Origin of the sequence: Rhodoplanes sp. Z2-YC6860 (assembly GCF_001579845.1) — a bacterium.
Taxonomy (GTDB): Bacteria; Pseudomonadota; Alphaproteobacteria; order Rhizobiales; family Xanthobacteraceae; genus Z2-YC6860.
This window is the reverse complement of sequence record NZ_CP007440.1, coordinates 2,847,666-2,859,794: the sequence shown is the minus strand read 5'-3', so window position 1 is coordinate 2,859,794 and position 12,129 is coordinate 2,847,666. Positions and strand designations below refer to the sequence as shown.

10 protein-coding genes are annotated in these 12,129 nt (G+C 67.0%); 5 read left to right on the top strand and 5 right to left on the bottom strand.

Features of this window, described 5'->3' with window-relative positions; genetic code table 11:
• Positions 1–36 precede the first annotated feature (36 nt).
• Positions 37–285: a hypothetical protein gene (locus tag RHPLAN_RS13195; RefSeq protein ID WP_068031121.1), complete on the bottom strand. Its 249-nt coding sequence runs from the start codon at positions 283–285 to the stop codon at positions 37–39.
• A 378-nt stretch (positions 286–663) separates the two neighbouring features.
• Here RHPLAN_RS13195 and RHPLAN_RS13190 point away from each other — a divergent pair, with 378 nt between their 5' ends.
• A complete protein-coding gene (locus tag RHPLAN_RS13190) occupies positions 664–2,055 on the top strand; it encodes an outer membrane protein (RefSeq protein WP_068018425.1) in 1,392 nt (463 codons plus the stop codon).
• Between the two features lie 73 nt (positions 2,056–2,128).
• Here RHPLAN_RS13190 and RHPLAN_RS13185 read toward each other — a convergent pair whose 3' ends face one another.
• The 4 genes from RHPLAN_RS13185 to RHPLAN_RS13170 are packed head-to-tail and all read right to left on the bottom strand — an operon-like array spanning position 2,129 to position 4,915.
• Positions 2,129–3,379 carry a CCA tRNA nucleotidyltransferase gene (locus tag RHPLAN_RS13185; RefSeq protein WP_068018421.1) on the bottom strand — a complete coding sequence of 417 codons (1,251 nt, stop codon included), beginning with the start codon at positions 3,377–3,379 and terminating at the stop codon, positions 2,129–2,131.
• The gene (locus tag RHPLAN_RS13180) at positions 3,376–3,642 is read right to left on the bottom strand and encodes a DUF6111 family protein (RefSeq protein ID WP_068018418.1); all 267 of its coding nucleotides are present in this window, start codon (positions 3,640–3,642) and stop codon (positions 3,376–3,378) included. Before RHPLAN_RS13180 ends, RHPLAN_RS13185 begins: the two co-directional genes overlap by 4 nt.
• Positions 3,639–4,307 (bottom strand): CoA pyrophosphatase, encoded by a 669-nt coding sequence (locus tag RHPLAN_RS13175; protein WP_068018415.1) that lies wholly within the window; start codon positions 4,305–4,307, stop codon positions 3,639–3,641. Before RHPLAN_RS13175 ends, RHPLAN_RS13180 begins: the two co-directional genes overlap by 4 nt.
• Positions 4,307–4,915, bottom strand: a complete 609-nt coding sequence (locus tag RHPLAN_RS13170; protein ID WP_068018412.1) for a DUF1285 domain-containing protein — start codon at positions 4,913–4,915, stop codon at positions 4,307–4,309. Before RHPLAN_RS13170 ends, RHPLAN_RS13175 begins: the two co-directional genes overlap by 1 nt.
• Before the next feature lie 225 nt (positions 4,916–5,140).
• On the opposite strand from RHPLAN_RS13170, the gene RHPLAN_RS13165 reads away from it, so the two are divergent.
• From RHPLAN_RS13165 to RHPLAN_RS13150, 4 genes are read left to right on the top strand one after another with little or no spacing between them, the layout of a single operon-like run.
• Positions 5,141–6,151: an AAA family ATPase gene (locus RHPLAN_RS13165; protein ID WP_068018409.1), complete on the top strand. Its 1,011-nt coding sequence runs from the start codon at positions 5,141–5,143 to the stop codon at positions 6,149–6,151.
• A 3-nt stretch (positions 6,152–6,154) separates the two neighbouring features.
• Positions 6,155–7,111, top strand: a complete 957-nt coding sequence (locus tag RHPLAN_RS13160; RefSeq protein WP_068018407.1) for a DUF58 domain-containing protein — start codon at positions 6,155–6,157, stop codon at positions 7,109–7,111.
• Entirely contained in the window at positions 7,108–10,044 is a 2,937-nt protein-coding gene (locus RHPLAN_RS13155) for a DUF4159 domain-containing protein (protein WP_068018404.1), read from the top strand. Before RHPLAN_RS13160 ends, RHPLAN_RS13155 begins: the two co-directional genes overlap by 4 nt.
• A gap of 4 nt (positions 10,045–10,048) precedes the next feature.
• Positions 10,049–12,118, top strand: a complete 2,070-nt coding sequence (locus tag RHPLAN_RS13150; RefSeq protein ID WP_068018402.1) for a hypothetical protein — start codon at positions 10,049–10,051, stop codon at positions 12,116–12,118.
• Positions 12,119–12,129 lie beyond the last annotated feature (11 nt).

Genomic DNA, 12,129 nt, shown 5'->3' with positions numbered 1-12,129 from the left:
GGGAGCGCACCACCCGGGGGCCAATCCGCAGGTTGGCTAATCCGCGGTCGGCAGCCGCCGCATGGTGAACTCGATCGCGCCGCCGGGCAGTTCGCGCCAGCTTTCGATCGCGGTCATGTAGGCGGCCTTGGGATAACGGCTGAACATCTCGCGGGCCTTGGCGCGGGCGGCTTCCCTCGGCAGCGAAAAAGTTTCGCGACGGTAGCTGTCGCTGCGGCTGACGCCGCGGCGGGTGCGTTCGCTGGCGAGTTTTCGGGCGATATCGCGCGGGCGGCTGTAACTCATCATCACGCGGACTCCAGACCACCCACAATATAGTACCCGGATACACAGGCCGCGAGCCGAGTCGGGCTTCGCCGGCCGAGCCCACGCCGGACGCCCCTGGCAGTACTATTGCACCGCCGTTTTGTCGCCCGTGCATCATATGACGTATTGCGCAGACCGGACCGGCGATTTCGTGGTTAAGTCTTTCTTAAAAACCTCTTGTGAAAATAACGACTTAACGAGCCGTTGATATCGTTGTTGCCGGAAAGCGACATGGTCACGAATTCCGGCTGTGAAATGGCGTTATCCCGTAAGTTTCAAGGCATTCGGCTTGCTGGAAACGGCCCGCCGCCCGTACTGTTCGTGCAGATATTTTAAACCTCCTGCCTGGGGCATGAAATGCGGTCCAAGCTTTCCCACGTGTTGCTCGCGTCTGTTGCCGCCGCCGTTACCGCGCAAGGCGCAAGCGCCGCGGACCTTCCGACCAAGGCGCCGGTTTATAAGGCCGCGCCGATTGTCGCCTGGGATTGGACCGGCCCCTACGTCGGTGCCTATGTCGGCGTCGGCGTATCGAAGAGCCGCAGCCGTGATCCAAACGGCAATGTCCTCGGCGACCTCGAGCACACCGGCTACGGCTTCACCGGCGGTGGCACCATTGGCTACAATTACCAGCTCAACTGGGGCCTCTTCGGCCAGAAGCTGGTGATCGGCGCCGAAGGCGACATTGGCTATTTCGACACCGGTCACCGAACCACCGACTGGGACGACCCTCTGATCTATAATTCCAAGACGTCCTGGCTCGGTACGGCGCGCCTGCGCGCCGGTTTGGCCGACGGACCGAACTTCAACTACATCACCGCCGGCTTCGCGGCGGCCAATGTCCGTGACATCAATCGCGACGCTGTGAGCGGCTTCGAGGTCTCGAGCAGCAAGACTCAAACCGGCTGGGTGGTCGGCACCGGCGTCGAGACCATGCTGGGCGGCGGCTGGTCGGCGAAGACTGAATCTCTCTACATCAACCTGGAAAGCGGCGACACGCTCGCCAATCCGGCCAACGGCCTCACGATCTTCACCGACAAGCGCGAGTTCTACACCCAGCGCTTCGGCCTGAACTATCAGTTCGGCGCGGGCAAGAACGGTCCATTGCCGCAGACCAACTGGAACGGCCTGTTTGTCGGCGGCGTGTTCGGCGGCGCGTCGAGCAGCATTAGTGGCTCGGGCATCGATCGAGGATCCAATCCTGCTGGCACGGCTGAAATCGGCAACAACGGCACGGGTTTCACCGCCGGCGGACAGATTGGCTACAACTGGATGGTCACGCCGAAGTGGGTGCTCGGTGTCGAAGGCGATGTCAGCTGGCTCGGCATCGACCATATGAGCAACGACTACTTCAACGTCGTGGGCGGCAACAGCGGCACCCCCTCGGCCTTGGGTTCCAAGGCGTCGTGGATTGCGACAGCTCGCGGCCGCATCGGCTACAGCACCGGTCCTGCGCTGCTCTACGCCACGGGCGGCGGCGCGTGGGTCAACACAAAGGACACCTTGTTCGCCAGCAGCATCCTGTCGAGCAGCAAGACACTGTCGGGCTGGACCGTCGGTGGCGGTATCGAAACCGCGATGTGGACCAACTGGTCGATGAAGACCGAGTATCTCTATGTTGACGCCGGCCGCGGCGATACGCTCACCGATGTGGTCAATGGCTTCTCGATCGCGGCCGATCACAAATACCACCTGTTCCGTTCGGCGCTCACCTATCGCTTCGGCGGCAACCCGCTGACGTCGCGCTACTGATCGGCGAACAATCGAGATCGAAAAGCCCCGGGTCATCCCCGGGGCTTTTTGTTTGTGCGCGCGTCTGCGTCTCTCAGCGCTGGGTGGCCGCCTGCACTGCCGCGGCGGCAATATCCGCGAGCGTGGACTGATCGGCGGGGAAACCCGCCTCGATCCAGGCTTCCTCGGCCTTGCGCAGCGCAATGCCCACGGCCGGGCCGTGCGGCACACCGCGGGCGATCAACTCGGCTGCCTTGATCGGAAAGGCCGGCGCGGTCCAGCGCGCAGGCAGCGCAGACAACGCCCGCCAGGCTTCGTCTCTGGCGCCCGCCGGCGAATGCGCCCAGGCCATCAGCACCCGGTCGACATAGCGCGCCGGACCGGTGCGATAGAGCAGCACGCGCGCGGCCTTGTCGTTCGCGGGCGATATGCGCCACCAGAGTTCGCTCATCGATTCGATGCGCTCATGCTCGGCGTTGGACAGACGGAGCCGCTGCCACAGCCGCTCGGCGTCTTCGGCGACCCGCGTCGCGAGCGCCCCGAGCCTGCGCACCGGATCGGCGGCAAGGCGCAGCACGGTTTCGATCTTGGCCAGATTCTCGAAGGCTGCGAGATCGACGACACCGCCGAGGATCGAACCGAGCAGGCCGCTCTCGGCCATCACGGCGAGCACGGGAGCCGCGTGCCGCGCGACGAGCAGCTTGAGCATCTCCATCCGCACCCGCTCGCGTGACAATTGATCGAGGCTTCCTCGTGCCGCGATGCAGGCCTTGAGGCCGTCACGGTCCGGCAGGCCATGGCCGTAAGCGGCGTGAAAACGGAAGAAGCGCAGAATGCGCAGGTGATCTTCGGCGATGCGGGTCGCGGCATCGCCGATGAACCGCACGCGGTGCGCTCTGAGATCGGCGATGCCGCCGACATGGTCATGCACTGCGCCGTCGCCCGAAGCCGACAGCGCGTTCATCGTGAAGTCGCGGCGCTCGGCGTCCTTGCGCCAGTCACGGCCGAAGTGAACAGTGGCGTGGCGGCCGAAGGTCTCGACGTCCTCGCGCAAGGTCGTCACCTCGAACGGCTGACCGTCGATCACGACCGTCACGGTGCCATGTTCGATGCCGGTCGGCACCGGCTTGAAGTACGCGGCCGCCGTGCGGCGCATCACCTCGTCGGGCAAAACCGTGGTGGCAATGTCGATGTCCCCGATCGGCTCGCCGAGCAGCGCGTTGCGTACCGCGCCGCCCACCACGCGCGCCTCTTCGCCGCCCTCGCTCAAGACCGCGATCAGGTGCGCAAGAACACCCTGCCGCAGCCAGACAGCGTCTTTCAGCAAAGGCTGCGTGTCGCTCACGGCCCCAACCGCCCTGGAACGAACTTCCCGTCCTCCATATGGGCCGGCACGTAATCCGAGCCGACCGGCGCTCCGGCGAAATGCACCATCAGGATGAAGGCGCCTGCGGTGAGCACAAGGGCCGTGATGGCGAGCGAAGAAAGCACGCGGATCGGCCAGTGCTGCTGGTCGAACACCGGCGTCTTGGTGAGCCACAGGTACGCTGCGTAAGCCGCGAACGGCGCGAAGAACAGCGCGACCTCGATGGCAATGGGACGAATCATCCGGCGTAGATCCGTTCGTACAGATTGCGCAGGATACCAGCGGTCACGCCCCAAATGTATCGCTCTTGAAACGGCATGGCGTAGTAGTGCCGCTCGATGCCGTTCCAGTCGCGGCTGAGGCGCTGGTGATTGCCGGGCGTCATCAGGAATTCCAACGGCACCTCGAAGGCGTCGGCGACCTCGCTGGGATTGACCTTCATCGCATAGTCCGGGTCGACATGAGCGACCAGCGGCAGGATGCGGAAGCCGGAGAACGTCAGATAGAGATCGAGATAGCCGATCGGCTCGACAAATTTTGAATCGAGCCCGACTTCCTCGTTCGCCTCGCGCAAGGCCGCAGCCAGCGGCCCTTCGCCCGGCTCGATCCGGCCGCCCGGAAATGCGATCTGGCCGGAATGGCTTTTCAGCTCCGGCGTGCGCTGCGTAAGCAGCACCTGCGGCTCGGACCTCGCGACGATCGGCACCAGGACTGCGGCAGGCTTGGTGGCCTTCACGCCGGCCTTGATCCAGAGTTCGGGTTCGAGATCGAGGTCGCCGCGGATTTTGACTTCGGCATCGAAGTCGGTGAGCCCCACCGGCACCTCGCGATTGAGTCGCGACCGCGCCCGCTCGAAAAATTCGTGCGTCGGCGCCTTCACCTCGTCGAGCGGCACGCCCTGCTGCATCACCCGAATTCCCTCAAAGATTCCGCCGGAGCCATGGCGAAGAACGCACCGCCGGACACGACACCGAACATCGTCTCGCCATCGACGTCGCGTTCCTCGCCCAGTTCAACCAGGTCGTAGAACAGCGCCCGCGTGACCTTCGCCCACAAGTCGCGGCGGACGTGCAGATACGGTTTCAGACCGCCGGTATCGGGTTCCGACTCAAAACGCAATGCGTGCGCCGGGCCGCAGGCGACCCAGTCGTCCACGTTGGTGCGGAAGTTCAGCACGCGCCCCCCATCGCCCTGCTCCGATCGCATTTCGACAGCCATGAACGGCGCATCGTCGACCGTGATGCCGCACTTCTCGACCGGCGTGACGAGGAAATACTTGTCGCCTTCGCGCTTGAGCACGGAAGCGAACAGTTTGACCAGCGCAGGCCGGCCGATCGGGGTTTTCATGTAGTGCCAGGTGCCATCCGAACCGATCCGCATATCGAGGTCGCCGCAGAATGGCGGATTCCACAAATGCACCGGCGGCGGGCCCTTTTGGGTTGCACCTCGCGCATTGTTGACAAGCCCATCCAGCGTGCCGGGGCGCTTTTCGTCGGATCGCCTTTCGTTCGCCATTGTTGACCCTACCCTACCACTCGGAGGCGCTTGCCCAGCCCGGGCGGAAAAATAGTCCGAACGGCTTGAAACCGCAGAAAAATAGCGGGGTTTTGCCTCAAATGTGAGAACGCACCTGTGGGAATCGGGGCTAGTATCGCACTGGCATGATTATTGTTTGTGCATAGGCTACGACAAGCGGGCGGCGGCCAGTGTCGTTCCCAAACCCAAAACACGGAGCTCGAAATGGCGGCAGCAGGTGGTGAAGGGGTCGAGAAGCTCGAGGACATGATCGTCCGGGCGGCTGAGACGACCTCGCAGCATGTCGCCGCGGCTAAGACCGCCATTGGCGCCGTGATCTTCGGCCAGGACAAGGTGGTCGAGCAGGCGCTGATCACCGTCCTGTGCGGCGGTCACGGCATGCTGGTCGGCGTTCCCGGCCTCGCCAAGACCAAGCTCGTCGAGGCCATGGGCACCGTGCTCGGCCTCGATGCCCGCCGCATCCAGTTCACGCCGGACCTGATGCCCTCCGACATCCTGGGCAGCGAAGTGCTGGAGGAAGCTCCGGGCGGCCGCAGGGCGTTCCGCTTCATCCCGGGCCCGATCTTCGGCCAACTCCTCATGGCCGACGAGATCAACCGCGCCAGCCCCCGCACCCAGTCGGCGCTGCTGCAGGCCATGCAGGAGCAGCACGTCACGGTCGCCGGCAGCCGGCACGACATGCCGAAGCCGTTCCACGTGCTCGCCACGCAAAACCCGATCGAGCAGGAGGGCACCTATCCGCTGCCCGAAGCCCAGCTCGACCGCTTCCTGATGCAGATCGACGTCGAATATCCCGATATCGAAGCCGAGCGCCGCATCGTGTTCGCCACCACCGGCCTCGACGAGGCCAAGGCGCAGCCGGCGATGACCGCCGACGAATTGATCGCGGCGCAGCGCCTGGTGCGCCGCCTGCCGGTCGGCGAGTCCGTGGTCAATGCAATCCTCACCCTGGTGCGCTCGGCGCGCCCGGGTCCCGACGCTGGCGACCTCGGCCAATCGATCGCGTGGGGACCGAGCCCGCGCGCCTCGCAGTCGCTGATGCTGGTGGCGCGCGCGAGAGCGCTGCTCGACGGCCGCCTGGTGCCGTCGATCGACGACGTCATCTCGATGGCCGAGCCGGTGCTGAAGCACCGCATGGCGCTGACCTTTGCGGCGCGTGCGGAAGGTGAGACCATCAGCGGCATCATCCGCAAGCTCACGTCTCGCATCGGATAATCGATGGCCTCTGAAGGCACTGCGGGGCGTGACGAAGTCCGGGCGACGCGGCTGGCGACCGGCGCCGGCCGCACGCTCGCGGCCTCCATGCCGCGGCTGATCCTCGAAGCGCGCAAGATCGCAGCGACAGTGATCCACGGTCTGCATGGCCGCCGCCGCTCCGGCTCCGGCGAGAACTTCTGGCAATTCCGCCGCTACGTGCCGGGCGAAGCGGCGCGCCGCATCGACTGGCGCCGCTCGGCGCGCGACGACAATCTCTACGTCCGCGAGCAGGAGTGGGAGGCCGCCCACACCATCTGGATCTGGCCGGACCGCTCGCCGTCGATGAACTTCGTCTCGAAGCTCGCGCGCGAGAGCAAGCTCGATCGCACGCTGACCATCGCGTTCGCGCTCGCTGAAGTCCTTGTGGAAGCCGGCGAGCGTGTCGGCCTGCCCGGCCTCACCCGCCCGACCGGCAGCCGCGCCGTGATCGAGCGCATGGCCGAAGCGATCATCCACGACCCGCGCGAGCGCCCGAGCCTGCCGTTGGGCTTCGCGCCGGCGATGCTGTCCGAGGTCGTGGTGCTGTCCGATCTCTGGAGCCCGATCGCCGAGATCCGCGCGACCTTGACGCAGTTGTCGTCGAACGGCTCGCAGGGCCATCTGGTTCAGATCGTCGACCCGGCCGAAGAAACCTTCCCCTATTCGGGCCGCGTCGAATTCACCGAGCCTGAAACCGGCGCGCAGATCACCGCCGGCCGCGCCGAGAACTGGCGCGCCGATTACGAGACGCGTCTCAAGCAGCATCGCGCCGAGCTCGCGGCCGAGGCCAAGCGACTCGGCTGGAGCTTCACCATCCATCGCACCGACCGCCCGGCGAACGAGCTGCTCTTCGCATTGCATGGGCGAATTGGCGAAGGCAACGATGCGGCGATGAGCAATCGCCGGCCGCACGGCATGCAGCTTGGGAGGTCGGCATGATGGGCCTGCCGATCGGCTTCGCGCAGCCGCTGATCCTGCTGGGGCTGTTGAGCTTGCCGGTGCTGTGGTGGCTGTTGCGGCTCATTCCGCCGCGGCCGCTGCGCATCGAGTTTCCGCCGACGCGGCTGTTGCTCGACATCCAGCCGAAGGAAGACACGCCGTCGCGCACGCCGTGGTGGCTGACACTGCTTCGGCTGGCGCTTGCGACGCTCGTGATCCTCGCCGCCGCCGGGCCGTTGTGGAATCCACCGGCTGCCGGCACCAGCAGTTCGTCTTCCCTCGCGCTTCTGATCGACGACGACTTCAGCGCGGCGGCGAGCTGGGACGCGCGCATGCGGTCGGCTGACGACATCATCGGCCGCGCCGAAGCCGACAACCGCAGTGTCGCGCTGGTGACGCTCGGCGACGCCACCCGCGATATCTCGGTTCAGCCCGCGGCCGCGGCGCGCGTGCGCATCCATCAGCTCAAGCCCAAGCCCTATGCGGTCGAGCGCGTCGACGCGCTGCCCGCCATCAGCCGGCTGCTGGCCGGCGCCCCCGACATGGAGGTGGTCTGGCTGTCGGACGGCATTGATCTCGGCCGCGGTTCGGAATTCGTCGCGGGCCTTGCCCGCATCACCGAAGGCCGCAACGTCTCGGTCGTCACCGGCGGCCTGCCGACACCGCACGCGCTCGCCGCGGCCGACAATCAGGCGGGCTCCCTCACCGTGAAAGTGCTGCGCGCCACCACGGCCGGCAGCGAGAGCGGCCTCATTCGCGCGCTCGATCTGAAGGGCCTGCCGCTCGGCGAAGCGCGTTTCGGCTTCAAGGACGGCGATCTCGAAACCGATGCCGAGATCAACCTGCCGGTCGAAATCCGAAACGACATCGCGCGGCTCGAAATTCCTGCCGAACGCTCGGCCGGCGCCGTGCAGCTGCTCGACAAGCGCTGGCGCCGCCGCACCATCGGCGTGGTGTCGGGTTCGACCGCTGACACCGCGCAACCGCTGCTCGCTTCGACCTACTATCTCTCCCGCGCGCTCAATCCGTTCGCCGATGTCCGCCTCGCCGACATCGCAGCGCCGGTGGAGGCGATCAAGCGCTTCATCGACCAGAGCGTGCCGATGATCATGCTGGCCGACGTCGGCAACGTGACCGGCGAGTCCCATGACCGCCTCGCCGCCTGGGTCGAGGACGGCGGCATGCTGGTGCGTTTCGCCGGGCCGCGGCTTGCCGCCTCCGACGACGATCTCGTGCCGGTCAAGCTTCGCCGTGGCGGCCGCACGCTCGGCGGCAGCATGAGCTGGGATCAGCCGCAGCCGCTCACGGCCTTCTCGCGCGAGGGGCCGTTCAACAACATGCCGGTGCCGAAGGACGTGACCGTGTCGCGTCAGGTGCTGGCCGAGCCGGAAGCCGGCCTCGTCGATCGCACCTGGGCGACGCTTGCCGACGGCACGCCGCTCGTCACCGCCGTCAAGCGCGGCAAAGGAATGATCGTGCTGTTCCATGTCACCGCCGACACCCGCTGGTCCGACCTGCCGCTGTCGGGCTCGTTCGTCGATATGCTGCGCCGGCTGGTGGCTCTCGCCGGCACGACGGCAACCAACGATGCATCCGAGAAGAACAAGGCCGAACGCGAGGTGGTGCCGCCGACGCGCATCCTCGACGGCTTCGGCGCCTTCGGACCGCCGACCGCCACCACGCGGCCGGTGCCGGCCGGCTTTGTGACGCGGGCCACAGCGGATCATCCGCCGGGATTCTACGGTCCGCCAGAGGGGCTCCTTGCCGTGAACACGCTCGCGCCTGCCGACAAGCTCGCGACCATCGACTACGCGCCGCTGCATGCGCGGCTCGAGGCCTACCAGGTGGGCGAGCCGCAGGATTTGCGCGGTCCGGTGCTGCTCGCGGCACTTGGCCTGCTGGCGCTCGATGCGCTGGTGGTGTTCCTCCTGGCCGGCGGCATCGGCCAGCTCCTGCGGCGGCGTCCGCACGGCGCCACCGCGGCGATGCTGCTCGCGGCCGTGCTGATGGCGACGCTGACGTTCGGCTCGCAGGCGTCTGCGCAACAGCAGCAGGCTCCACAACAGCAAGCGCAAGGCGATCTGCTCGGGCCGATGATCAATCGGGCTATCACCGGCACGCCGCCGAGAGAACAGCGCACGCCGTCCGAGCCGCTGAGTTCGGGCGACGCCGATTTCGCGCTCAAGGCCACCACCGAAACGCGGCTCGCTTACGTCATCACCGGCGACTCTGAAGTGGACGGCATCAGCAAGTCCGGCCTGCAGGGGCTGACGCTCTATCTCGCGCAGCGCACCGCGCTCGAAGCCGGCGATCCGGTCGGCCTCGATATCGGAAAAGACGAGCTCGCCTTCTTCCCGCTGATCTACTGGCCGGTGCTGCCGAACGCGCCGAAGCCCACGCCCGCGGCGCTCGCCCGCATCGACGCCTACATGAAGAACGGCGGCACCGTGCTGTTCGACACCCGCGACGCCATCACGGCGCCGCCCGGCCCCGGCGGCGCCAGCCGCTCGCCCGGCATGCTGGCGCTGCGCAACATCCTTGGCTCTCTCGACATCCCCGAGCTCGAGCCGGTGTCGCGCGATCACGTGCTGACCAAGACGTTCTTCCTGCTTCGCGACTTCCCCGGCCGCTTCAACTCCGGGCAGCTCTGGGTCGAGGCGCTGCCGACCGGCAACGACGCCGACGACGAGAGCAAGCGGCCGGCCCGCGCCGGCGACGGCGTGTCGTCGATCCTGATCACCTCGAACGACATGGCAGGCGCCTGGGCGACGCGCCCGGACGGCCAGGCCATGCTGCCGATGGTGCCGGGCGAGCCGCGGCAGCGCGAATTCGCCTTCCGCGCCGGCGTCAACATCGTGATGTACACGCTGACCGGCAACTACAAGGCCGACCAGGTTCACGTACCGGCCCTGCTCGAGCGTCTGGGACAATAGCATCGTGGGTTACGGCATCACCTTCGCGCCGCTCGTTCCGCTCTACGTTCTGTGGGGCGCGGTCGCGCTCGCCGTGGTGCTGGCGCTGCTGCTGGTGTTCGTGCGCAGCCGCGGCGCAGCGATCCGCGCGCTGGCGCTGGCCATGATGGTGCTGGCGCTTGCCAATCCGTCGTTCACCCGCGAAGACCGCGATCCTCTGTCCTCCGTGGTCGCCGTCGTCGTCGACAAAAGTCCGAGCCAGGGCTTCGGCGACCGGCTGAAGCAGACCGAAGAGGCGCGCGCGCAACTCGCCGAACGGCTTGGCCGCATCAACGGCCTCGACGTGCGCTTCGTCGAGGCCGGCGAAGCCGACGGCGAGACCGACGGCACGCGGCTGTTCTCGGCGCTCAACGCCACCCTCGCCGATGTGCCGCCGGATCGCGTCGCCGGCGCGATCCTGCTCACCGATGGCCGCGTCCACGACATCCCGGCCGAGGTCGCAGCATTGGGCTTCAACGCCCCGGTGCACGCGCTGATCACCGGTCGCCGCGACGAACGCGACCGCCGCGTGGTGCTGGTCACCACGCCGCGCTTCGGCATCGTCGGCCAGTCGCAGACCATCGTGTATCGCGTCGAGGACCAGGGCGCGCGCCCCTCGCCCGCCGAGGTCACCATTCGCCGCGACGGCGAGGTGCTCGATCGCCGCACCGTGACGCCGGGCACCACGGTCAACGCGCAGATTCAGATTCCGCACGCCGGGCAGAACATCGTCGAGATCGAGGCCGCTCCGATCGAAAACGAGCTGACCACGGTCAACAACCGCGCCGTGGTCTCGATCGACGGCGTGCGCGACAAGCTCCGCGTGCTGCTGGTGTCGGGCGAGCCGCATGCCGGCGAGCGCACCTGGCGCAACCTGCTCAAGTCCGACGCCAGCGTCGACCTCGTGCACTTCACCATTCTGCGTCCGCCGGAAAAGCAGGACGGCACGCCGATCAACGAATTGTCGCTGATCGCATTTCCGACCCGCGAGCTGTTCCAGCAGAAGATCAAGGAATTCAACCTGATCATCTTCGATCGCTATGCGCGCCAGGGCGTGCTGCCGATCATCTACTTCGACAACATCGCCCGTTATGTGCAGGAGGGCGGCGCCGTCCTGGTCGCCGCGGGCCCGGACTATGCGAGCCCGACCAGCATCTGGCGGACGCCACTTGAACAGATCCTCCCGGCCGAGCCGAGCGGACGGACCGTGGAGGCGCCGTTCATCGCGGGGCTCACCGAAGCCGGCAAACGCCATCCGGTGACGCGCGGGCTTGCCGGCTCAGAGACCAGCCCGCCGCATTGGAGCCACTGGTTCCGGCTGGTCGACACCCGCGCGGAAAACGGCACCACCATCATGGACGGTCCGGACAACAAGCCGCTGCTGGTGCTGTCGCGCGAGGGCGAAGGCCGCGTCGGCTTGCTCCTCTCCGATCACATCTGGCTGTGGGCGCGCGGCTACGAGGGCGGCGGCCCCCATCTCGACCTGATGCGGCGGTTGTCGCACTGGCTGATGAAGCAGCCGGACCTCGAGGAAGAGGCGCTGCGCCTGATCGTGCGCGGCCGCGACCTCCTGATCGAACGGCAGACCATGGCCGACACCGTCAGCGACGTGACGCTGACCTTGCCGTCCGGCGCGACGCGCACCGTGCAGCTCGCCGCCGGCGAGCCCGGACTGTGGCGCGCCTCGGTGCGCGCCAACGAGCTTGGCCTGTGGCGCGCCACCGATGGCAAGCTCAACGCGCTGGTCAACGTAGGCCCCGCCAATCCGCGCGAGTTCGCCGAGGTGACGTCGACCACCGACACGCTCGCGCCCTTCACCAATGCCACCGGCGGCGACGCGCGCCGGATCACGGACAACGCGGGCAATGTCACGCTGCCGCGCATCGCGGGCTTGCGCTCCGGCGACACCTTCCGCGGCGAGGATTGGATCGGGCTGAAAATGCGCGACGCGAGCGTCGTGCGCGGCATCGGCGTGCTGCCGATGTTCGCGGGCCTGCTCGGGTTGCTGCTTCTGGTCGGCGCGCTCGCTGCGACCTGGGCCAGAGAAGGCCGGTAACAAGTCGCGGG